Annotated in this window: 25 protein-coding genes; 17 read left to right on the forward strand and 8 right to left on the reverse strand. The window is 69.0% G+C overall.

The window, feature by feature from the left end; translation table 11 throughout:
• Positions 1-94: 94 nt before the first annotated feature.
• From ACYQ07_RS04050 to ACYQ07_RS04060, 3 genes are all read left to right on the forward strand, one after another.
• Positions 95-1162: a phytoene/squalene synthase family protein gene (locus tag ACYQ07_RS04050; RefSeq protein WP_459877715.1), complete on the forward strand. Its 1068-nt coding sequence runs from the start codon at positions 95-97 to the stop codon at positions 1160-1162.
• 131 nt (positions 1163-1293) lie between these two features.
• Positions 1294-1482 carry a DUF1918 domain-containing protein gene (locus tag ACYQ07_RS04055; protein WP_459877718.1) on the forward strand — a complete coding sequence of 63 codons (189 nt, stop codon included), beginning with the start codon at positions 1294-1296 and terminating at the stop codon, positions 1480-1482.
• A gap of 16 nt (positions 1483-1498) precedes the next feature.
• Complete coding sequence (locus tag ACYQ07_RS04060) at positions 1499-1939, forward strand: RNA-binding protein (RefSeq protein WP_459877721.1); 441 nt, start codon at positions 1499-1501, stop codon at positions 1937-1939.
• A 698-nt stretch (positions 1940-2637) separates the two neighbouring features.
• Here ACYQ07_RS04060 and ACYQ07_RS04065 read toward each other — a convergent pair.
• Complete coding sequence (locus ACYQ07_RS04065; RefSeq protein WP_459877724.1) at positions 2638-3228, reverse strand: thioredoxin family protein; 591 nt, start codon at positions 3226-3228, stop codon at positions 2638-2640.
• A gap of 63 nt (positions 3229-3291) precedes the next feature.
• Complete coding sequence (locus tag ACYQ07_RS04070; protein ID WP_459877727.1) at positions 3292-3702, reverse strand: hypothetical protein; 411 nt, start codon at positions 3700-3702, stop codon at positions 3292-3294.
• 191 nt (positions 3703-3893) lie between these two features.
• Here ACYQ07_RS04070 and ACYQ07_RS04075 point away from each other — a divergent pair, with 191 nt between their 5' ends.
• Positions 3894-4085, forward strand: a complete 192-nt coding sequence (locus ACYQ07_RS04075; protein ID WP_459877730.1) for a hypothetical protein — start codon at positions 3894-3896, stop codon at positions 4083-4085.
• 199 nt (positions 4086-4284) lie between these two features.
• On the opposite strand, the gene ACYQ07_RS04080 is transcribed toward ACYQ07_RS04075, so the two are convergent.
• A complete protein-coding gene (locus ACYQ07_RS04080; RefSeq protein ID WP_459877733.1) occupies positions 4285-5358 on the reverse strand; it encodes an NAD(P)/FAD-dependent oxidoreductase in 1074 nt (357 codons plus the stop codon).
• A gap of 159 nt (positions 5359-5517) precedes the next feature.
• On the opposite strand from ACYQ07_RS04080, the gene ACYQ07_RS04085 reads away from it, so the two are divergent.
• Entirely contained in the window at positions 5518-6645 is a 1128-nt protein-coding gene (locus ACYQ07_RS04085; protein ID WP_459877736.1) for an FtsZ/tubulin family protein, read from the forward strand.
• 1 nt (position 6646) lies between these two features.
• On the opposite strand, the gene ACYQ07_RS04090 is transcribed toward ACYQ07_RS04085, so the two are convergent.
• Positions 6647-7126, reverse strand: coding sequence for an SHOCT domain-containing protein (locus ACYQ07_RS04090; RefSeq protein ID WP_459877739.1), 480 nt, complete (start codon positions 7124-7126; stop codon positions 6647-6649).
• Positions 7127-7202: 76 nt separating this feature from the next.
• A complete protein-coding gene (locus ACYQ07_RS04095; protein ID WP_459877742.1) occupies positions 7203-7709 on the reverse strand; it encodes a DUF5797 family protein in 507 nt (168 codons plus the stop codon).
• 269 nt (positions 7710-7978) lie between these two features.
• On the opposite strand from ACYQ07_RS04095, the gene ACYQ07_RS04100 reads away from it, so the two are divergent.
• On the forward strand, positions 7979-8752 hold the full coding sequence (locus tag ACYQ07_RS04100) for an enoyl-CoA hydratase/isomerase family protein (protein ID WP_459877745.1): 774 nt from the start codon (positions 7979-7981) through the stop codon (positions 8750-8752).
• A gap of 24 nt (positions 8753-8776) precedes the next feature.
• On the opposite strand, the gene ACYQ07_RS04105 is transcribed toward ACYQ07_RS04100, so the two are convergent.
• From ACYQ07_RS04105 to ACYQ07_RS04115, 3 genes are read right to left on the reverse strand one after another with little or no spacing between them, the layout of a single operon-like run.
• Positions 8777-9004, reverse strand: a complete 228-nt coding sequence (locus tag ACYQ07_RS04105) for a hypothetical protein (RefSeq protein ID WP_459877748.1) — start codon at positions 9002-9004, stop codon at positions 8777-8779.
• 59 nt (positions 9005-9063) lie between these two features.
• Complete coding sequence (locus tag ACYQ07_RS04110) at positions 9064-10494, reverse strand: oxidoreductase (RefSeq protein ID WP_459877751.1); 1431 nt, start codon at positions 10492-10494, stop codon at positions 9064-9066.
• Positions 10481-11185, reverse strand: a complete 705-nt coding sequence (locus ACYQ07_RS04115; protein WP_459877754.1) for a DUF7983 family protein — start codon at positions 11183-11185, stop codon at positions 10481-10483. Before ACYQ07_RS04115 ends, ACYQ07_RS04110 begins: the two co-directional genes overlap by 14 nt.
• Positions 11186-11329: 144 nt before the next feature.
• Between ACYQ07_RS04115 and ACYQ07_RS04120 the strand changes: the two genes are divergently transcribed.
• The 11 genes from ACYQ07_RS04120 to ACYQ07_RS04170 all read left to right on the forward strand — a co-directional run bounded on the left by ACYQ07_RS04120 (position 11330) and on the right by ACYQ07_RS04170 (position 22204).
• A complete protein-coding gene (locus tag ACYQ07_RS04120; protein ID WP_459877757.1) occupies positions 11330-12457 on the forward strand; it encodes a succinylglutamate desuccinylase/aspartoacylase family protein in 1128 nt (375 codons plus the stop codon).
• A gap of 158 nt (positions 12458-12615) precedes the next feature.
• Positions 12616-13164: a DUF8121 family protein gene (locus ACYQ07_RS04125; RefSeq protein ID WP_459877759.1), complete on the forward strand. Its 549-nt coding sequence runs from the start codon at positions 12616-12618 to the stop codon at positions 13162-13164.
• Between the two features lie 743 nt (positions 13165-13907).
• On the forward strand, positions 13908-15077 hold the full coding sequence (gene coaBC / locus ACYQ07_RS04130; RefSeq protein WP_459877762.1) for a bifunctional phosphopantothenoylcysteine decarboxylase/phosphopantothenate--cysteine ligase CoaBC: 1170 nt from the start codon (positions 13908-13910) through the stop codon (positions 15075-15077).
• 385 nt (positions 15078-15462) lie between these two features.
• Positions 15463-16551 carry a monovalent cation/H+ antiporter subunit E gene (locus ACYQ07_RS04135; RefSeq protein ID WP_459877765.1) on the forward strand — a complete coding sequence of 363 codons (1089 nt, stop codon included), beginning with the start codon at positions 15463-15465 and terminating at the stop codon, positions 16549-16551.
• Entirely contained in the window at positions 16548-16838 is a 291-nt protein-coding gene (locus ACYQ07_RS04140; protein WP_459877768.1) for a cation:proton antiporter, read from the forward strand. The genes ACYQ07_RS04135 and ACYQ07_RS04140 overlap by 4 nt, the downstream gene beginning before the upstream one ends.
• Entirely contained in the window at positions 16829-17176 is a 348-nt protein-coding gene (gene mnhG, locus ACYQ07_RS04145; protein WP_459877770.1) for a monovalent cation/H(+) antiporter subunit G, read from the forward strand. Before ACYQ07_RS04140 ends, mnhG begins: the two co-directional genes overlap by 10 nt.
• On the forward strand, positions 17173-17748 hold the full coding sequence (locus tag ACYQ07_RS04150; RefSeq protein ID WP_459877773.1) for a DUF4040 domain-containing protein: 576 nt from the start codon (positions 17173-17175) through the stop codon (positions 17746-17748). Before mnhG ends, ACYQ07_RS04150 begins: the two co-directional genes overlap by 4 nt.
• A complete protein-coding gene (locus ACYQ07_RS04155; RefSeq protein ID WP_459877776.1) occupies positions 17745-18263 on the forward strand; it encodes an MnhB domain-containing protein in 519 nt (172 codons plus the stop codon). The genes ACYQ07_RS04150 and ACYQ07_RS04155 overlap by 4 nt, the downstream gene beginning before the upstream one ends.
• A complete protein-coding gene (locus ACYQ07_RS04160; RefSeq protein WP_459877779.1) occupies positions 18260-18637 on the forward strand; it encodes a sodium:proton antiporter in 378 nt (125 codons plus the stop codon). The genes ACYQ07_RS04155 and ACYQ07_RS04160 overlap by 4 nt, the downstream gene beginning before the upstream one ends.
• Positions 18630-20411, forward strand: a complete 1782-nt coding sequence (locus tag ACYQ07_RS04165) for a proton-conducting transporter transmembrane domain-containing protein (protein WP_459877781.1) — start codon at positions 18630-18632, stop codon at positions 20409-20411. The genes ACYQ07_RS04160 and ACYQ07_RS04165 overlap by 8 nt, the downstream gene beginning before the upstream one ends.
• Entirely contained in the window at positions 20408-22204 is a 1797-nt protein-coding gene (locus ACYQ07_RS04170) for a Na(+)/H(+) antiporter subunit D (protein WP_459877784.1), read from the forward strand. Before ACYQ07_RS04165 ends, ACYQ07_RS04170 begins: the two co-directional genes overlap by 4 nt.
• The last annotated feature ends 31 nt before the right edge of the window (positions 22205-22235 follow it).

Below are 22235 nucleotides of genomic sequence, written 5' to 3' on the forward strand. Positions count from 1 at the left end.
TTTCGAGCGGCGACGCGACGGAGTGGCCGCATTCTCGGCGAAAGACGCCCCGCGAGGCTTTTTTATGCGTCGTGCCGTAAGACAGGATATCCGAATGAGCGGACGAGCACACGCTTCAGCCGAGCCCGACCTCGCGTGGTGTCACGAGGCCGTCCAAGGGGTGTCCCGCACCTTCGCGTTGACCGTCGACGTGCTGGACGAGCCGATGGACTCCCACATCTGTCTCGGCTATCTTCTCTGCCGAGTCGCCGACACCGTCGAGGACGCGGGCCACATCCCTCCGGCCGAACAGAGCGCGGTCCTTCGCACGTACAGGGACGCCGTCGACCCGGACACCGCGGCCACCATCGACGACTTCCGCGCGGAGGTCGACGAGTGGCTGCCCGCGCCCGACGAGCGCAACGCCGACTGGGAGGTCGTCGCCGAATCCCCGACGATCATGGCGACGTTCGAGCAGCTGGAGCCCGAGGTGCGGACGGCCATCGTTCCACCCGTCCTGGAGATGGTCGACGGGATGGCGATGTTCGTCGAGCGCCACGCCGACGAGGGCGGGCTCCGCATCACCGACGAGGCCGAACTCGAACAGTACTGCTACTACGCCGCGGGCACCGTCGGCAACCTGATCACCAACCTGCTGACGCGCGACGACCTCGATGACGGCCGCGCACGGCGGCTGCGCGAGACCGCCGAGGAGTTCGGGCTCCTCCTCCAGCTGGTCAACGTCTCGAAGGACGTGTACGACGACTACACCGAGGAGAACAACGTCTACCTCCCCGCCGAGTGGCTGGAAGCTGAGGGCGTCTCCCAGGAGGAGATCATCGCCCCCGAGAACCGCGAGTCGTCCGCTCGCGTCGTCGACCGCACCGCCAATCACGCCCGCTCGTTCCTCGACGACGCCCAGCAGTACCTGGAGGCGATGCCGCTCACCCACGGCAACACGATGGAGGCGTGGTCCGTCCCCTACCTGCTGGCGGTCGGCACCCTTCGCGAGCTCCGCTCGCGTCCCGAGGACGCGCTCACCGAGGCGGGGGTGAAGATCTCCCGTCAGGAGGTGTTCGCGGTCATGTCCGCCGCGGGCGACGCCGGCCGCGACTCGCTCGCCGAGCTCAGAGAGACGATCGCCCGGACGCCGTACCACCGCGCCGTCGGCTCGGCCGACTGAACGCGGCGGCCTCTCGAACACGAGCGACCCTTTTAATGCGAGCGACCCTTTTGAGCGCTCTACGGAGACCACCCGTGGTGGGCCCCGCCCCGGATCCGCGCGCTTTTAGGCGTCCCGATGGAAGGGCGACCATGAGCTTCGAGAAGGAGGACGAGGTCGTGTTCCACGACAAACACAGCGAGTACGACGGCGAGACGGGCACGATCACGCAGGTGATGGAGACGATGTTCGGCGAGGCGACCTACACCGTGAGCTTCGAGGACGGCCAGGAGACCGGCGTCCCCGAGGACGCCCTCGAACTCGTCGCCGAGGAGGAGTAGCGCGCCCACGTCGTCGATGCCCCGAATTCCCTTCCACTACGTCGACCTCCGTACGTTCTGTTACGCCACTGAGGACGAAAAGCGCGTCACGGAGGCGCTACGGACGTTCCTCCCCGAGGACACGGAGATCGAGCGCGCCGAGAGCGTCGGCCACCACGGCGACCGGATCGTCGTGCTGTCCGCGCGCGTCGAGCGCGCCGACGAGATGCGCCACGTCCTCGACCGGCTGGCGGACCTCGACGAGCTGGACCGGGTGCTCGGCGAGCTTGACGAGCGCGTCGACGACAACTGCGCGCTGTTCCTGCGGCTGGACAAACAGGCCGCCTTCCGCGGCGACGTGCGGCTCGGTCCGGGGATCACCCTCCGCTCGAAGGTGGAGGCGTATCCCGCGAAACACGAGGCCGCCGTCGAGAACGCCCGCGAGACGCTCGAACGGCTCGCGGACGACGACGGGTGAGTGGCGTTTCCGCGGCCGAACCCTGTTTTTCGTCCCTGCTCGCAGATGAACCACTGTTGAAGGCTGCTTGTTGAGCGATATCGGGAGTAAGTAGCGCAGATCGGTTGTGATGTCGTTTATCAGTGAGTAAATAGTGTTGCTGACGGCTGTTTATAAGCGACCGACGATACTGCGGTGACCGCCTGCAAAGCCCCAGCCGGCTCCGGTCGATGCGCTCGCTGCGCGCTCAAAAGGGCTCGCACGGCTCGCCCTTTTGAGTGCTTACGTCGGCCGTCTTCCCGGACCACGGGCGAGACGGTCCGATGGACCGACTCGCTGTTTCCCGCCTCCGGCGAGAACGGCTGCCCCTTTGAGTCCCACCCCGCACCGCTCCGCACAGCACCTCACGCCTCCCCAGCCTCGTCGTCGCCTGCGGCGACGACTCCCTCGCGCGCCGGCGAGCACCCGCTGGGCGCTCGCCGGGCGCCTCGCGTCGGCTTCGCCGCCGCGGCCCGCCGGCGCGGGGCGCCGGCGACGCCACCGCACCGCGCTACCATTTATAAGCCAGACGTTACTGCTACTCTCGACCGTTTATATACTACCTCACCACCGACGATCTGCAACACTCACTCCCGGTATCACTCATCTAGGGGTAGCGTTGAACAGCACCGTCGCCGAAATATGTCCCCTGCTGAGGATCGCAACTGAGCCGGTCTCTGTCACTCGGACGACTCGTCCGGCCACTTGATCGAACAGCCCTGCGAGGGGCGGTCCGGGATCTCCACTTCGTCGCCGTCGAGGACCGACTCCACCGCGCCGCGGATGTAGAACTCGGTTGCCTCCTCGTCGGGACTCAGCGCGTCGTCGAGCCGTCCGTGGTATCGGAGCGTCCACTCGTCGTCGGCGTCGCCCGCATCATCATCCACCCGGCCGAACAGGAACGGGTCGGGCGTGCAGACGGCGCCGTACGCGCGGGCGACCTCGGCCGTCTCGTCGCGGAGGTAGGCGTCATAGGCGATCGTCCCGTCGGCGACGTACTCCTGCATCGCCGCCATCGAGTCGTCCGCCTTCTCGGACGCGTCGTTGGGGTTGATCCCGACGACTGCGAGGTCGTCGTAGTCGGCGGCCAGCTCGTTGAGCAGGTCGAACTTCGCTTTCGCGTACGGGCAGTGGTTGCAGGTGAACACGACAAGCAGCGCCTCGGCGTCGAACGAGTCGAGGGTGTACGTCTCACCGTCCGTGCCGGGCAGCGAGAAGCTGGGAGCAGCGTCGCCACGGTCGAGCTCGGAATCGGACTCTTTCAGAACCATGCGATCACGTACCGCGGCATCTCCCTAAGGCGTTTTCCTGCGAGCCGGAGTCCCTCCCCGCGCCTACCGCCCGCCACGAGTGCGGAGGCCGACCGACAGCGCCACCCACCCGCCGACGAGTGCGGCGACGCCGGCGGCAAACACTGCGCCCAGCCGGACCGATATGGCGAGCTCGGCGACCGCGCCGTGGAGCGCGGGGAGCAGCCACACATCGGCGGGAGCACTCCCGGCGTGTTCCACCAGCGTGCCAGCGCTCCACATCCCCGTAACGGCGAACACGGCGGCACCGACGGCGAGGTACGCCAGCCACCGCCAGCGAAGCGCGTCGCCGTCGCCGTGGCGGGCGGCCGCCGTTCGCCGATGGCGCTCGGCGCTTCTGTCAGCCGGTCGGTCGCTCCGGCGAGGGCCGAAGCTCGCGAATCCGGGTGGGTCGTCGTCCTCCACCGGTGCGTCTTCGGTCTCGTCCGGCTTCATTTTGTATTACTGCCTCCGCATTCGCATTTAAGATTTCACGAAGATGAGTAGACCCCGCCAGTTAATCCGTGGCCGGCCTCCGACGGAGGCCGGCGGCCGCCGACCGCGAGCGGCGGCGGGACGACGGCACGGCGACGAGACCCGCCACGCCGACTGACGGGTTTTTGTCCCCGGGGCGGAACTCCCCGCACATGGCGGGATCTCCCGACCCGAGTTTTCGCACCCTTCGGTTCCTCTGTGGCAACGCCGTCGCGATGGTCGCGTTCCTCCTCGCGTACGTCGCCGTCGGCGACTACCTGCTGGCAATCGCGGCCGCGGTCGTCGTCGGCGCGATCGGCTACGCGGCGTCCTCCGTCGTCGTCGACTACGCGCGCGGCGGGTGAATGGAATGTGCCGGGTAGATGCGGCGGGTGACCGCTACAAGTGAGTGCGCCGCGCCCCGAGTTGTATCGTATCCCCGAGGGCGCCGGCGGCCCGTCGAGATGCGGCTCCCGATGTCGGAAACGCCGTCGCCGCTCGGAGGGTGACGCGGGACGAAAAGCGGGCCGAACGGTGGGGAGATTTTAAGGGGCGAGCCGCCGCTCAGTCGTCGCTCTCGACGACGTGCGCGTCCGCAGGCTCGTGGAGCGCGCCGGCGCGCTCCAGCTCGGAGAGGTACTCGTCGGCGTCGATGGCGGCTTTACACCCCATGCCGGCGGCGGTCACCGCCTGCTGGTAGTGGTAGTCGACCACGTCGCCGGCGCCGAAGATCCCCTCGACGGCGGTGGCCGTCTGGTTCGCGCCGTGGCCGTCCCGCGTGCCGAGGTAGCCGTCCTCGTCGAGCTCGACGCCCGTCCCCGCCAGGTACTCCGTGTTCGGGGTGTGGCCGATGGCGAAGAAGACGGCGCCCACCTCGAAGGGGTACTCCTCGACCTGCTTTGCCGTCTCGGGGTCCGTGAGCTTCTCGGTCGGGTGGCCGTCAGGGTGCTCGACGAGCGTCACGTGGTCGACGCCCGTTTCGGGCGTGCCGTGGAGCTCGGTGAGCTCGGTGTTCCAGAGGATCTCGACCTCGCCGTCCTCGACCTTCTCCATGATCCGGTCGATCCACACGTCCTCCGCGCGGAACTCGTCGCGGCGGTGCGCGATGTAGACGGTGTCGGCGAACTTGGTGAGGAAGTTGGCCTCCTCCATGGCGGCGTCGCCGCCGCCGACGACGAGCATGTCCTCGCCGCGGAAGAACGCGCCGTCACAGGTCGCACACGTGGAGAGCCCGTACCCCATCAGCTCCTCCTCGCCCGGGACGCCGAGGGTACGCGCGGAGGCGCCGGAGGCGGCGATGACGGCGTCCGCGGTGTACACGTCGCCGTCCTGCAGCTCGACGCGGAAGTGGCCGCCGTCCTGTTTTTCAACGTCCTCGACGATCCCGTTGCGGGTGTCGGCGCCGAACTTCTGCGCCTGCGCTTTCATGTCGTTTATCAGCTCCGGGCCGGAGATGCCCTCGGGGAAGCCCGGGAAGTTCTCCACGTCGGTGGTGAGGGTGAGCTGGCCGCCCGGCTCGTCGCCCTCGATGATCAGCGGGTCGTTGCTGGAGCGGGCGGCGTAGATACCGGCCGTGAGCCCGGCGGCGCCCGTGCCGGCGATGATGAGCCGGCGGTGTTCGACGACGTCCTCGGTCATAACCGGTGGTTCGCCAGCCCGAAGTATGAGGGTTGCGCTGTCGCGAGCGACTGCCGGTGATACGGTGTCCGGGCGGCGGGACTCCGAAGCTGTCATCCGACGGCGATGTGGCGCCCGTCGGGCGAAACACTCAATCCCCCGGGCGTGGCGGATCCACCCATGCGACTCCACGTCATCGGCCTCGGCGGCGCCGGCGGCCGGATCGTCGACCGGCTGGCCGCCGACCACGACGACCGCTTTCTGACGGGGCTCAACGCCTTCGACACGGACGCGGAGGCCCTCGCAAGCCTCGACCACGTCGGCGAGGAGCGCCGCTACCGGTTCGGGGACGCCGCCGGCGGCGACGGGCTCGGCGGCGACCTCCATGCGGGACGGCAGCTGGGCGAGGCACACGCCGGGGAGCTGAGCCGCGCGATGGACGACGAGAACCCGTCCCGTGCCCAGGCGTTCCTGCTCGTCGTCGGCCTGGGCGGGGCGGCCGGCGCGGGCGTGGCCCCCTCGCTCGCGGCCGAACTCGACCGCACCTACGATGTCCCCGTCTACGCCGTCGGCGTGCTTCCCGCGGCGAGGGAGTCCGAATCCCGAGACGCGGTTCCGGGCTCGGCCGAGGAGCGCCCGCCGGAGCGCCCGCTGGCGACGAAGAACGCCGCGCGGACGCTTGACGCGCTTGCCGACCACGTGGCGGCGATCTTCCCGTTCGACAACGAGGCGTGGCTCCGTGGCGACGAGCGCGTGGAGAACGCCCGCGACCGGCTCAACGAGGCGCTTGTGACCCGCGTCGCCGCCCTCTTCGGCGCGGGCGAGGTGGGCGAGGGCGCCTCCACTCCCCAGCAGGTGCTCGACGCCAGCGACGTGGCGCGGGCGGTCGGATCGGACGGCGAGCTCGCCGCGATCGGCTACGCCACGCAGGCGGTCGAGCCCCCGGAAACGGAGTCGAAGTTCGGACTTGGGCTGTTCGGCTCCTCGGAGCCGGCGAGCGTGGACACGAGCGCGGCCGTCAGCGCGGTCGAGACCGTCATCCGCAAGGCGGCTCGTGGAAAGGGCACCGTCGAAGTCCCCGACGGACGCGCTGACCGAACCCTACTCGTCGTGGGCGGCCCGCCCGAGTGGCTCAATCGCGAGGCGATCGCCGACGGACGGCGGTTCATCGCGGAGGAGACGGGCTCCAGCGCCATCCTCAGCGGGGATGCTCCGGTCCCCGACGGGGAAGAGGTGTTCGCGCTCGTCGTTCGCTCGGGGATCGACGAGCCCGAGCGGATCCGTGCGGTTCGGGCGTCGATCACGTGAGCTAGCGCTCCCGCTCTCGCTCTCGCTCGGTTTCTCGGTCGTGCTCGCGCCGCCGCCAGTCCGCCGCATCCTCCGGCGTCTCCGTCTCCAGCAGGCGGTCGAGCTTGTTCTCGAACTGCTCGTCGGTGAGTTCGCCGGCGGCGTAGCGGCTTCGCAGCCGCTGCAGGGCGTCCGTGGTGTCGGTGTTGACCCCGGCTGTGTCGTTGCCCGACGCTTCCTCATCCGAGTGCTTGCGCGTCATGCCGAGCGTCTCTCGGACGGCGTTCTCGATCTCACGCTCAAAGGAGTCCTCGGCGGGGTCTTCCTCGTCGAACAGCATGGCGACGACCGGGACGATCACGACGTAGCCGAACAGCATGAACGGGAGCCACCAGTCGACGCCGGCGAGCATCAGCGCGAGCCACGTGCCAGTGACGGCGACGGCGGCGATGCCGCTGGCCTCGCGTTTGGCGCGCTCGATGGTGGAGGGAGAGTCGCTCATCGTGTTCCGGTCCACGTCTCACCTCAAAAGGGTGTCGTCGGTGCGGGAGTCGGCGGGCGCCGGCGTGGCCGGCCGCTCACTCGTTCACTTCGACGGTCACGTCGTCACGCGGGACCGCGAGCTTGAACGTGGGAACCGTGCGGTAGACGACTTCGACGACGTTCTTTCGACGCAGGCTCTGGAGCGCGCGGCGCACGTCGCCGGCCTCCGGGTCGACGTCGAACTCCTCGCGGAGCTTGGTGAGGACGCTGACGACGGACTCCGAGCGCTCGTCGTGGTCCGCCACCACCCTGAACACCTGCGATTCGAGCTCCGGGACGCGGATCGTGTCCGGGACGCCGCCTTTCGCGACCTCGTCGGCCTCGATGCCGGGCTCGACGTCGACGAGCTCGTTCGCCTCCGCGGTGGAGCGGATGAGGCTGTCGTCGTCGCGGTAGTAGTACTCCTTCAGGTGGTTTTCGAGGTACTGGTGGACCTCGCTGCCGCTTTCCATCTCCCACGCCTCCTGCAGCTCCGAGTTCTTCGTCGGCTGCAGGCGGACGACGTCCGACAGGTGTTCCAGCTCCTCGTCGCTCAGGCCCATATAGTTGCATGCTCAGGTGCAGGGAGTATGGGCGTTGCGGATTGCGAGGGCGACCGGAGGGAGGGCGAACGAAGTGAGCCCTCGGAAAGCGAGCGGCGCAGCCGCGAGCAGGGAGCCCTCGAAACGGTGAGGGGCGCAGCCATGCGCCCGCCGGCGAACTACCTCCCGCCGCCGTCTCCCCCCCCCCCCTTGGCTGTCCTCCTCTCCCTGGCCTGTCCCACCCGCCGCGTTGGGGAACGGTTTTGTCGTCTCCGGGCGACGCCGCGACCATGACGTGGGAGACGATCACGCTCGACATCGACGACGACGTGGCGACGCTCACCGTCGACCGGCCCGACCAGCTCAACGCCCTGAACGTGGAGACGCTCCACGCGATCGAGGAGGCGCTCGACGAGGCGGCGGCGGCCGACGCCCGCGTGCTCGTGGTGACGGGCGCGGGCGAGGACGCGTTCGTGGCGGGCGCGGACATCTCGAAGATGGTGGAGATGACGACGCCGGAGGCGCAGGCGTACGCCGAGCTCGGTCACCGGGTTGCCGACCGGATCGAGACGTTCCCGGCGCCGGTTATCGCCGCGATCAACGGGTACGCGTTCGGGGGCGGCATGGAGCTCGCGCTCGCCGCCGACCTCCGGGTCGCCTCCGAGAACGCCGTGCTCGGGCAGACGGAGATCGACCTCGGGATCATCCCCGGCTGGGGCGGGACCCAGCGATTGACTCGCCTCGTCGACGACGAGACCGCCCGCCGGCTCGTCTTCTTTGGCGCTCGCGTCGACGCCACCGACGCTCACGAGCTGGGGCTCGTCGGCGAGCTGGTCGCTCACGACCAGCTCGACGACCACGTCGCGGAGCTCGCCGCCGACCTCGCGAGCCAGCCGAAATTCGCCCTGCAGGCGGCCAAGGAGGCGATGAACGCGGTCCATGACGGCTCTCAGACCGTCGGGCTCGCCTACGAGAAGCGGGCGTGGTCCGGCCTGTTCGGGACGCACGACCAGCGGGAGGGGATGCAGGCGTTCCTCGACAAGCGGGAGCCGGAGTTCGAGTAGTTTCGTTTTTCGAGCACTCCGCCCTCATACCTCCTCGCGTGCGTCGATGCCGGTGTAGATGAACCAGGCGACGGCGTAGACGCCGACGAACAGCAGGTACCCGGCGACGAACCCGACGAGCTGACGGCGACCGAGCCCGCCGGGGAGCGTTCGTGCGAGAACCGCGAGCGCGACGACGAAGACGACGAGCGAGAACAGCCCCGACAGCGCGTAGACGCCCAGGTCGGAGGTGAGGCGGTCGCGGAGAGTCACGCGTCGGGGTATGTGGCCCCCTCGAATCACTCCATCGGTCGCGGCGGGCTCTTCGGCGGTCACTCCTCGTGGGGCGAGTCGGGGTCGTGGTGGTCGGGGTTGGTGGGGTCGCCGGAGTCGGCGGGCTCAGCGCTCGCTTCGCCGCCGTCGCCCGCGGTCGCGTACGCGCCCTGCTTCCGGAGTCGGCCGGCGCGCGCCAGCACCTCGGGCGTACGGCAGACCCCGGCTTCGCCGGCGGCCTGCGCGACCGCGCAGTTGTTGCAGTTCTCACACACCACCCGCACGCCAGGATCGCGGCGCTCGCCGAGCAGCCGGGCGGGGAGTCGGGGCTCGGCGTAGAAGGGCCGGGCCATCCCCACGAGGTCGGCGTCCGTCGCGAGCGTGTCGTCGAGTTGCCCGCGCTCGCGGAGCCCGCCCTCACACAGCACGGCGGCGTCGACGCGCTCGCGGACCCGTCGACAGAGGTCCCTGTTCCACCCGGGCTCGAAGTCGTAGAGGTGCGACTCCACCCAGTTGCCGGCGGCGACGCCGAGCGCGCGGGGGAGCGAGCCGAACGCCTCGCGGTAGCCCTCACGGAGACGTTCGTCGCGCCACGCGCGGGCGGGAAACTCCCCGCGGACGACTGACTGGTCCCAGAAGACGCTCGTCCGGACGGGGACGACGGCGTCGTACTCGCCGTCCGGTCCGGCGAGGCGCTCGCAGGCGCGGACCGCGGCGTCGTCGTCGAGATGCGGGCGGATGCCGGGGAGGGATGGGGTTTCAGAGGGCACCTTCGTGAGCAGCGGCACGTCTCCCGCTCGGTTTCGGACTTCCTCAGCGACGAGTTCGAGGAAGGCGACGCCGGCGCCTACCTCGGGGTCGATCCCGAACCGGTCGTCGCGACGGTTGTAGTACGGCGACAGGAACTGCTGGACGATCCCCATGTTGGCGCCGGCGATGTGGACCGCGTCGTAGCCGGCGTCGACACAGCGGGCCGCCGCGCGCCCGAAGTCGGCGGCCAGCTCCTCAACCTCCGCAGTGGAGAGGACGTGTGGCGAGAGGTCGAGGAACCCGAGCCGGTCGAGCGCGCGGAGGAGTTTGGGTGGTCGGGAGACGGCCAGCTGGTCGAGGTCGGGGTTCGATCGGCGATAGCCGGCGTGCCACACCTCCATCGAGCGAAGCCCACCATGTTCGAGCTGGACCGCGATGTGGCTGCCGTGAGCGTGAATCGCGTCGGTGAGCCGGGCGAGCTCGGCGACGAACTCGGGGTCGTGGACTCGCGTCATTCCGGGTGCCGCACAGCCGCCCTCGCCGCGGACGATGGTCGCGCCCTGGTGGATGAAGCCGGCGCCCGCGTCCGCGGCGGGTTCGAGGTCGGCGACCAGCCGGTCGACCGCGTCCGGGCCGTTGCCGGCGTGCTCTAAGAGGGGCGCGCGGTAGAGCCGGTTGGGGAGGCGGAGCCCGCCGAGCTCGACGGGGTCGTCGAGGGTCGGGGCGTCAGGTGGAGCCATCCTCCCCGCCACCGAACGCCGCCTCATTCACGTCTTTGCGGCGCAGGCGCTCGGACGGCTCCAGCTCGAAGACGGCCTCCTCGTCGATGTCGGCGTCCGCGACGAGGTCGGCGACGCGGTCGGGATCGAACGTCTCCGCCTCTCGGGGGTCGATCCCGGCGCCGAACAGCGCGCTCCGGACGGTCTCCTCGTCCTTTAGCGACCGACGCGTGGCGGTCGACCGGGAGACCGAGCCGAGCTCACCGGCGAGCTCACCCTCCTCGCGCACGCGGTCGACGATGACGGATTTCAGCTCCGACCGGACGCTGCTCGCCTCGCCCGAGAGCACGGAGAAGGCGACGTAGCAGTCGACGAGCGCCTCGGTGTCCAGGGCTGCCGGATCGTCGACGTCCGCGGCGTGCTCGCGGGCGACCGCCGCGGCGTCGAAGACGGGCTCCGGGTCGAACGCGTACTCCTGGTCGACGGAGTCCTCCGAGTTGGCGGAGTCCTCCGAGTCAGCGGAGGTCTCCGCATCGGCGGTGTCGCCTGCGTCGCCGCGCACCTCCGCGAGGAAGTCCCCCGGGCCCTCGTAGGGAAGACGGAGCCAGTCGTGTTCGTGCCCTGTCGTCCCGTTCACGTGGGCGGCAACTAGGGAGGGAACATCGGTGTAGTCGCAGTCCGGAGCCGGACACTCCGTCGAGCGCTGGGTCATACGCCACCGTTGGGCGGCATGGGATTTGACGGTTCGCCCCGATTGGGAGACCGTTGCGGATCACGGTGAAGCCGACCGTTCGTCCGGTATCCGTGTCGTCACGCCGTCGGCAACCGTTATTACGGCCCTCCTCGACTCCACCATATGACCGACGACGGGACGGCTGCGGACGACGGGACGGCCGCGGACGACGGGACGGCCGCGGACGACGGGACGGCCGCGGACGACGAGCACGTGACCACCACCGACCGCGCGGGGGCATTCCGGTTCGAGCGGGAGGTGCCGCCGGGCGAGAAGCGGCACTTCAGACAGGCGGTGTCCGAGACGTACCTCGGCGACTCGGTGGAGGTCCCCGTCACCGTGGTGAACGGCGCGCACGACGGGCCCGCGGTCCTGATCACCGCCGGCCTCCACGGCGACGAGCTCAACGGCGTGAAGGTGGCCCAGGAGGCCGCCGCGCGCTACGACCCCGACGACCTCCACGGCGCGCTCGTCGTGGTCCACGTCGCCAACGTGCCGGGCTTCATCGCCCAGCAGCGCGACGTTCCGATCTACGACCAGGACCTCAACCGCTCGTTCCCAGGGAAACCCCGGTCGAACACCGCCGAGCGGATGGCCCACGTCATTCACGAGCGGTTCGTGACCGCTTGCGACTACGGGCTCGACCTCCACACCTCGACGCGCAACCGGACGACGATGTACCACGTCCGCGCGGATATGGCGAATCCCGAGGCGAACCGGATTGCGCGGGCGTTCGGCTCCAACCTGATCCTCGCGGGCGAGGCGGATGCGGGAAGCCTGCGCTCGGTGGCGACGACCGGCGGCACGCCCACGATCACCGTCGAGATGGGGAAGGCCCACCGCTTCCAGCGTCCCCTCATCGACCGCGCCGTCGAGGGCACCGAGTCCGTGCTCGCGGAGCTCGGCGTGCTCCCCGCCGAGCCGGTCGACTGGCCGGGCTGGCTCCGGATCGTCGACTCCGCGAAGGAGAAGACGTGGCTCCGCGCGGACGAGGGAGGGCTCGTCGAGATGGCGTACGACTCCCCGCTGGTGTACGAGGACGACGCCGTCTGCCGCGTCACCGACCACTTCTCGCGTGAGGAGTCCGTCGTGTGCGCGCCCTTTACCGGGCTGCTCGTCGGCGTGCTCCAGAACCCGGTTGCGGCGCCCGGTCACCCCGTGGCGCATCTCGTGAGCGTCGCCGGCGAGACCCTTGACGAGATCGAACGCGAGATCGCAAGCGGGGAGTTCTCCGAACGACCCTGGTCATAGAAGACGGTTGATGACGGCGTTTTAAATGGGCGCCTAGGTGAGGTCGACGGCGAGCGCCGGACGGGTCAATGGCAGAACCTTCTCGTCGCTCCGGTCGTCTCACACCTGTTCTCGATCTCACCCGCACGTTTATTATACGCCTCTCTGTCCGGGAATATGTGAAGCGCAGACGCTACCTCGCGACGACGGCGGCTCTGGCGAGCGTCTCCCTGAGCGGGTGCTCGATGCTCGGCGACGAACTCGACTTGGTGTCGCCGAGCGTGGATCGTGGTTCCGAGCTGGTCCAGCTCACTCACGAGTACGATGGCGACCCGGTTGCGCACGTCTCGTTTGCCGACCGGCCGAGCGCGGCGTCGACACGCCGTCTGCGAACGACGATCGCGCAGCCGGCCAACACCACGATAGCGCGCACCCGTTTCCAGTTCAGGCCGGCACCCGCGGACGGCGACAGCGACTCCCTGTTCGTTCGACCGCTTCGGGCCCGCCGCTCCGACGAGATAGAGACTTTTCGGGAGGACGGGTGGACGGTCATCGAAGGTCGCGAGCACGGTCAGGGGACGGTGAGCTACGAGCTGCTGGCCGACTTCTCGACGGCGGGCGCCGAGGTGGAGCCGTTCACGGTCGAGTACGAAGTCGAACTTGCCGAGCAGGGCCGGTTCGGTGACACGCTTATTGCCCGATATCGGACGACTCTCGCGTTCGAGTGAGACGGCTCTTTGGCTGCTTATAAGGAGATGTTGTGGTGACTGGGACGGCGAGCGCCTCCAAAGACCCAGCCGACTCCTTATAAGCGGGTTTTGCGGAGAGTTCGACGGCGAACGCCTCCAAAGCCACAGCTGACTCCTTATAAGCGGGTTTTGGGGGAGAGCTCGACGGCGAACACCTCCAAAGCCCCAGCCGGCCCCTTATAAGCGGTTGATGCGGTGAGTGCGATGGCGACTACGGAGAACACGACCGCCAAAGCCCCAGCAGGCTCCTTTTAACCGGTAGGTGCAGGGAGTGGGCCGGCGAACACCTCCAAAGCCCCAGTCGGCTCCGGTCGAGGGTTCCGGAAGACGGTCCGGCTCGCGCCTTATCAGGCGCTCGCGGGCTGCGACTTCCGTCGTCCCGCTCGCATACTCGCGGGACACTCGCTGCGCGCTCAAAAGGCCTCTCCGCACCGCTCGGCCTTTTGAGTGCTTGCGTCGTCCGTCTTCCCGGAGCCGGCTGCCCCTTTGAGTCCCACCCGCCCAGCACCGCAACCGCACCTCACACCTCCCCAGCCTCGGCAGACGGGCGCCGGCGGGAAACCGCGCCGCCGGCGACCGCTGCCTCCCTCGCGCTCCGCTCGCGCCCGGTGGGCGCTCGCCGGGCGCGCCACGTGGGATGGTGGGTCGGTCGTCGCCCACTCCCCCGCCAGCTCGCGCCGGGACGCCACCTTATTTACCCCCGCCGTGGGAAGGCTCACGCAATGCTTCAGGGGGTCAACGTCGCGCTCGGGGTGTCGGGCAGCATTGCGGCGGTGAAGGCCGTCGAGCTCGCCCACGAACTCCGCCGGCAGGGGGCGAGCGTCCGGGCGGTCATGTCGCCGGCGGCGACGAACATCATCCACCCGTGGGCGGTCGACTTCGCCACCGACGAGCCGGTGGTGACGGAGATCACCGGCGACGTGGAACACGTCGAAATCTGCGGATACGAGGGCTGGGCGGACGTGTTGTTGTTGGCGCCCGCGACCGCCAATACCGCGGGGAAGGTGGCGGCGGCGGTCGACGACACGCCCGTCACGACCTGCGCGACGACCGCGCTCGGCGCGGACGTGCCCGTGGTGCTGGCGCCGGCGATGCACGAGCCGATGTACGACCATCCGGGCGTGCTCTCGGCGCTCGACACGCTCGAAGCGTGGGGCGTCACGTTCGCGGAGCCGCGCATCGAAGAGGGGAAAGCGAAGATCGCGGCGGAGGAGGCGATCGTCACGGCGGTGGCGCGGGCGACGACGCCGCACAACCTCGCTGGGAAACACGTGGTCGTCACCGCCGGCGCGACCAAAGAGCGGATCGACCCGATCCGGATCCTGACGAACCGGGCATCGGGGAAGACCGGCCGGGCAGTCGCCCGCGCGCTCCACGTCCGCGGCGCGGACGTGACGCTGGTCCACGACGGGCCCGATGTCGAGTACGCGGACGTGATCGCGGTCGAGTCCGCCGACGAGATGATGGCGGCTTCGCGGGAGGCGGCGACGACGGCCGACGCGTTCGTCTCCGCGGCGGCGATCGCCGACTTCACCGCGGACGCCGTGGGCGAGAAGATCCGGTCGGGCTCCCCGCTCTCGCTGGATCTGCGCCCGACGCCGAAGCTGATCGACTCCGTACGCGAGGCTCACCCTGACCTCCCCATCGTCGGGTTCAAAGCCGAGACCTCCGGCGACGACGCGAAGATGGTCGCGGAGGCGGAGCGCATCCGTGACCGCGTCGGCCTCGCGTTCGTCGTCGCTAATGACGCGAGCGTGATGGGCGCCGAGGAGACGCGCGTCCTGCTGGTCGGTGACGATGACGAGGAGGTCGAGGAGGCCACCGGCACCAAAGATGCGGTCGCCGGCCGGATCGCGGACCGCCTCGCCGCGACGCTTGATGCCGGGATGTGACGGGCGCGCCGTCGTTCGAACCCACCCGAGATTGCCGGTGTCTCCACCCGTGACCGGCGGGCATCGAGTTGGGACCCTCACGTGCTGGACCGCTCAGTGGACGTTTGTCCGGGTTTGATTTTGAAAGGCGGATGAACGTCCGAGTGTGTTTGAGATCTGCGAAAATATCGCCGCTAAATTGCCGGAGTGGCGGAATACGAAATAGTTTTCCTGCGGGTGATCCATGTCACGGACAACGAGAGACACCTATGACTGACATTCAACGTCGTTGTGAGACTGCCGACCGTTCCGGGTGGCGACGGGACGGCACTGACGGCACTGACGGCGCGGTCGGCGCGGGCGCCAGGGTCGTCGCAGCCGGCGCAGCCAGCGGGAGGTGGTCGACGTGACCGGGCTGCTCGTGCCCGTATCGCCGTCGCGCACGCTCCGTGCGACGGTGACTCACGCCGTTCACGAGGCGCTCGACGACGGCGTCGATCTCCACCTCGTCCGAACGGTCCCCGGTCACCACGTCGGCGGCGAACCGCCGGATGACGTGGTGGAGTCGCTGGAGGAGGCGGCCGAGTACGCCCGCGAGGCGGCCGCGGACGCCGGCGGCGATCACGTCGTCGAGACCGCGGCGCTTGGCTCGGACACCTACATCGCCGGTCCGCGCGAGCACGTCGAGCTGTTGGTCGACTACGCGACGGAACACGATCTCGATCGCGTCGTGGTGGACCCGTCGTTCTCGCTCGACGCCACCGCGCCGACGCTGTACTCCTTCGAGCGCGTGTTCGAGAGCTCCCCGCTCACCTACGAGCTCGCGCCGGTCGAATCCGGGAGCCGACTCCCGACCCGCGAGGAGTTCGTTCGGGGCGGCATCGTCGGCGCCATCGCCTTTCTGTTCTACATCGCGCTCGGCGGCCCGACGTACCCGTTCGCGCTCGCAACGGGTGTCGTGACTGGCCTGATCGCGGCGATCCTCCTTCGCAACGTCTCCTTCGAATCGACGCCGCCGATCGGCGCGTCGCTCGGGATCGTCGCGCGAGGGTTCGTCTTCGTCCCGTTCCTCCTGTGGGAGATCACGAAGGCGAACGTCATCTTCGCGTACATCGTGTTGCATCCCTCGCTGCCGATCGACCCGTATCTCGACGAGGCGGAGATCGCCGTCGGCAGCGGCATGTCGGTGACCGCCGTCGCCAACGCGATCACCCTGACGCCGGGGACGCTGACGGTCGACGCCGACGGCCACCACGTGCTCGTCCACTCGCTCAACGGCGACGCCCGCGACGACTTCCTCGACGGGCTCCACGAGGGCGCCGTCCGCTACCTCTTTTACGGCAAGGAGGCCAGCGAGGCGCCCAGTCCGCGTGAGCGAGGCAACTACCACCTGATCGCCGGCCCGGATGAGGCGATGGCGACGGATGGGGGCGTGGACGAGACGAACTCGGAGGACTCGACCGGAACGACCGAGTCCGACGAGGTGACAGCATGACCGACCTCGTCAACACCGCGCTGCTGGCAGCCGCGGCGATAACCGTCCTGCTGGCCGCCGTCGTGCTCTACCGCGTGCTCGTGGGGCCGACCACGCAGGACCGCGTCGTCGCGGTCAACGTGATCGGCACCACCATCGTGATGGTGCTCGCGCTGCTCGCCGCCGGCCTCGACCGGCCCGAGTACCTCGACATCGCCATCGTCTACGCCCTGCTCAACTTCGTGTTGAGTCTGGTCGTCGGACGTGCCACCTACGACGATGAGGGGGTGAGCTGGCGTTGGTCCTGAGCTCGTTGACGACGCCGCTCGTGATCCTGTTTGCGGCCATCGGCGTGTTCTTCACGCTGGTGGCGGCGGTCGGCGTGATCCGGCTGCCGGACGTCTACTCGCGGTCGCACGCCGCGACGAAGGCGGACACGCTCGGTGCCGGCTTCGCCATCCTCGCGTCCGCGGTGTACTTCGGCACCCTCGCGGAGGCGTTCCGCGCCGCCGTGCTCGTCCTGTTCGTCTACTACACGAATCCGACGGCCGCCCACGCCATCTCGCGGGCCGCGTACAGTCAGGGCATCGAGGTCTGGACGACTGACGGCGACACGGGCGAGGACGCCCGGGAGGAGGCACAATGAGCCCCCTCGAACTCTCGTTGGTCGGGTTCGTCGTCATCAGCGCGCTGGTGCTGGCGGTCACCCGTGACCTCGTCGGCGCCATCGTGATGTTCGGCGTGTTGACGCTCGGAACCGCCGTCATTTGGGTGCTGCTCGCGGCCCCCGACGTGGCGCTCATCGAGGCCGCCGTCGGCGCCGGCGTCATCTCCGTGCTGTTCGTCATCACGGTGGTGAAGACCACCGGGTTTGCCGACGCGGACGACGAGCTCGAATCCGACCGGCTGTTCAGGCCGGTGAACCTACCGGCACTGACGCTGGTCGGCGCGCTCGCGATCCCGCTGGGCTACGCGTTCCTCGCGCTCGACCCGGTCGGCGCGGCCGACGCGCCGGCGGTTTCCGAGACGTTCCCCACCGGCGAACGGACGCCGTACGCCTACTATCTGGAGGAGACGCTCGGCGAGGCCGGCTTCCCCAACGCCGTGGTTGCCGTGCTCGTGGTGTATCGTGGACTGGACACGCTGGGTGAGCTCATCGTCGCGTTCGCCGCGGCGGTGAGCATCCTGATCGTCCTCGGACGGGAGGACCTGCTATGACCGACGACACTGATCCCACCACGGATAACGGCGACTCGGACGACGACATCGTCGAGGAGGTCGGCAAACCGCAGAAGCGTCGCACGGAGTCGACCGTCTCCGAGAGCCCCGTCGTTCGAACCGCCTCGCGGACGGTCACCCCGTTCGTGATCGCGTTCGGGGTGTACCTCACCCTGTTCGGAACGAGCCTGCCCGGTGGGGCGTTCCAGGGCGGCGTCGTGATGGCCTCGGTGGTCGTGCTCGTCGCCATGGCGTTCGGGTTCACGCCCACCCAGGAGTGGCTCGACGAGCGCGCGCTCGCCGGGCTGTTCGTGCTGGGCGCCGCCATCTTCGGCACCGTGGCGTTCGGCGCCGTCGCGCTCGGCGGCGGCGTACTGGAGCTGTTCGTCTTCCCGCTGTCGGTCGAGAACATGGTGAAGCTGGTCGAGGTCGCCATCGCCGCGCTCGTGGCGGGCGTGATCATCGGCCTGTTCATCTGGCTCGCTGATGGCGTGAAGGGAGGGAAATCCGCATGATCGAAGCCTACCACTACTACTTCGCGTCGTTCACGCTCTTTCTGGTTGGACTGTACATGATGATCGAGAACCCGAACCTGATCCGGAAGATCATCGGGCTCAACCTCTCGCAGATCGCGGTGTACCTCATGCTCGTCACCGTCGGCTACGTGGACGGCGCCTCGCCGCCCATCCTCGCCGCCGGCTTCGAGGAGCCGTTCGCCAACCCGCTGTTGCACGTCCTCGTGCTCACGGCCATTGTCGTCGGCGTCGCGCTCACCGCGCTGGCGCTGGCGCTGACGATACGGCTGTACAAGGAGTTCGGGACGCTCGACGCCCGCGAGATAGAGGCCGCCATCGCGGCCGACGAGACCGGGGGTGGGACGGATGACTGACGCCGTGCTCGCGAGCACGACCGTTCCGTCGATCCGTCCGGCGCTCGTGCTGCTCGTCCCCATCGTCGGGATAGCGCTCATCTTCCTCTCGAAGAACCGCCCGAACGTTCGCGAGGCGTGGACGCTGCTGTCGGCGGCCGCGATGTTCGCCGTCGTCGCCAGCATGGTGCCCGGCGTGCTCGACGGCCAGGTGTACGAGACGAGCTTCGGCGAGTTCGTCGTCGGCATCGAGCTGATGCTCCGGGCCGACGCGCTCGGCATGGTGTTCGCGCTGGTGGCCAGCGGCCTCTACGTCGTCACGGGGCTGTACAGCATCGGCTACATGCGCGGCCACGACGAGCCGTATCAGACGCGCTTTTTCGCGATGCTGCTCGCCAGCGTCGGCGCCGCGCTCGGCGTCGCGTTCGCGGCGAACGTGTTCATGCTGCTCGTCTTCTACGAGATCCTCACGCTGGCGACGTACCCGCTCGTCGCCCACGACGAGTCCGAGAAGGCACGCACCTCCGGCTACAAGTACCTCGCGTACGCTCTCTCGGGCGGGCTCGCCGTCTTCGGCGGGATGGTGGCGGTGTTCGTCCTCACGGGCAGCATCGAGTTCACCCGCGGCGGCATTGAGGGACTCGCCACGGTGGCGAGCGAGGACCCGTGGGCCGCACGGGTCGCGTTCGCGCTGATGGCCGGCGGCTTCGCGGTGAAGGCCGGCGTGATGCCGGTTCACGCCTGGCTCCCCAGCGCGATGGTGGCACCCACGCCCGTCTCCGGGCTGCTCCACGCGGTCGCGGTCGTGAAGGCCGGCGCGTTCGGCGTCGCCCGCACCGTGATCGACGTGTTCGGCCCCGAAACGGTCGCCGCCATCGGGATGGGCGTTCCGCTCGCCATTCTGGCGGGGACGACGATAATCGTCTCCAGCCTGTTCGCGCTCCGGCAGGACAACCTGAAGGCGCGGCTGGCGTACTCCACCATCGCTCAGCTGTCGTACATCGTGCTCGGGATGGCGCTGTTGGCGCCCGAGGCGCTGATGGGCGGACTGCTGCACATCCCCGCCCACGCGTTCGCGAAGCTCACGCTGTTCCTCTGTGCGGGCGCGCTGTACGTCCAACTGGAGGTGAAGTACATCAGCGAAATGGCCGGGATCGCCCGGCGGATGCCGGTGACGATGACCGCCTTCGCGCTCGGCAGCCTCAGCATGGCGGGGATCCCGCTCCTCGCCGGCTTCGTCAGCAAGTGGCACCTGCTGTGGGGCGGCGTCGCCGGCGGCAACCTGCTGGTCGTCGCCGTGCTCGTCACTTCCGGTGCGCTCAACGTGGCGTACTTCTGGCCGATCATCTACACGGCCTTCTTCGAGACCGCCGGCGACCACGGCGGCAAGCCCGTGCTCGCAAACCCGTTCGGTGGTCCCGACGCGAAACCCGTCGGCGACGAGTTCCGGACGGACGGCGGGAAGTCGGGTGACGCACACGATGATGACGACGAAGCGGACCACGACGACCACGATGACCATGGAGACGACCACGATGACCATGGAGACGACCACGATGACCACGAAGAGGGTGACGACCACGGCCACGGACACCACGTCGAGCTCCCGCCGGCGGACGGCTGGGACCGCCCGACGGGGCGCTTCTCGGAGACCACGCTGTTGATGCTCGTTCCCCTCATGACGACTGCGACGCTCATGCTGCTGTTCGGCATCGTTCCCGACCACATGGTGTTCTTCGAGCTGATCGGTGACATCGTCGCCGGCTCCGGTGCCGAGGAGGTGACGGCGCCATGAACGAGCTGCTCGCCGTGCCGCCGGCCGTCTTCGCCGCGCTCGCGCTGATCGGGACGCTCCTCTTACCGCGCCGGGCGGCCCACGCGACGGCGACCGCCCTGCTGTTGGCGGTCGTCGGCTGGGCGCTGCTCGTGCCGGAGGGCACCGGCCCGACGCTCACGTTCATCGGGTTCGAGGTGATCGTCGTACAGGTTGACCAGTTCACCCGCCTGATGGCGATCATCTTCGGCGCCTTCGGTGCCTCGGCGGTCGCGTACGCCTACTTCGCCGATGCGACCAACCGGCACCTGCTGTGGGGGCTCGGCTACGTCACCGCCTCGCTGTGGACGGTGATGGTCGGCGACTGGCTCGGCCTGATCGTCGGCTGGGAGGCGATGGCGATCGCCAGCACGGTGTTCGTCTGGTACTCCGGCGGCGCCGCGATCCGGACGGGCTACCGCTACGCGCTGGTTCACGCCATCGGCGGGAGCCTGCTGCTCGGCGGGCTCGTGCTGTACCTCGTGTCGGTCGGCCCGAGCCCGACGGCGCTCCACTTCGCGGAGACGAACGTCCACGGCTTCGACGTGGGCGTCGGCGGGCTCACGTTCTCGCTCGCAGCGTTGCTGGTCGGCGTCGGCATCGGGCTGAACGCCGCGATCATCGGGTTCCACAGCTGGCTTCCGGACACCTACCCGGCGCCGCACGTGGCGACCTCCGTCTTCTTGGCGTGTTACACCACCAAGACCGCCGTCTACGCCGCCTACCGCGCGTTCCCCGAGGGGAACGTCTACTTCGCGTACATGGGCGGCGCGATGGCGATCTACGGGGCGGCGTACGCGCTCGCCCAGAAGGACATGCGCCGCCTGCTCTCGTACCACATTCAGGGGCAGGTCGGCTTCATGCTGGCCGGCATCGGCGTGGGAAGCTACCTCGGCGTCGCCGGCGGCTTCGCGCACCTGTTCAACCACATCCTCTACAAGGGGCTGCTGTTCATGGCGGCCGGCATCATCATCATCAAGGTCGGCAAACAGAGCCTCGACAAGTTCGGCGCGGCCGGCACCTCCGCGCCCATCGCGCTCACGCTGTTCCTCGTCGGCGCGCTCTCGATTTCGGGCGTCCCCGGCTTCAACGGCTTCGTGAGCAAGGGGCTGCTCACCGAGGCGGTGATCGCCGCGGAGATGGAGACGCTGGAGTGGATGCTGTACGCCGGCAGCGTCGGCACCTTCGCGTCGTTCATCAAGTTCGGCTACTTCGCGTTCCTCGAGGGGGAGTCCTTCGAGATGCCGGACGCCGACCTCGGCCACGCGCTCACCGGCGGCGCGGTCGCCGCCGGCTGTGTGGCGCTCGGCGTCTTCTACCAGCCGCTGTTCGCGATCCTGCCGTTCGCCGGCGAGTGGAGTCTCGACCCGTTCACGGTCGAGAAGTTCACCAAGACGGCGTGGCTCGCCGGCGGCGGCGTCGCCGTGTTCGTGCTCGGCAAGCCGATCTTCGGCCGGCTTCACGGCGGCATCGACGTGAACCGGCTCCACGACCCGGTCGCCTTCTACGGCACTCGCGCGCTGTCGGGCGGCATCGGCGGCCTCTACAACGCCGTCGACCGCCGGGTCGTCTCGGGCGGCTGGTCGCTGGTGGCGGCGGCGGCGACGCCGTCGACGGCGATCAAGCGGGTGTTGCCCGCGTCGCTACACGACCGGTACGAACGCCGGCTCTCGGCGATCCCCGGCAAGACCGGGGCGAAACTCGGCATCGGCCACACGATCTACGTGACTGCCGGCGTGCTCGCGCTCATGCTCGGGTTCGCGCTCTTCCTCTAACAATGACGGGTACTACTCACATTCACACGGA

It is taken from the genome of Halorubrum gandharaense (genome assembly GCF_054654575.1).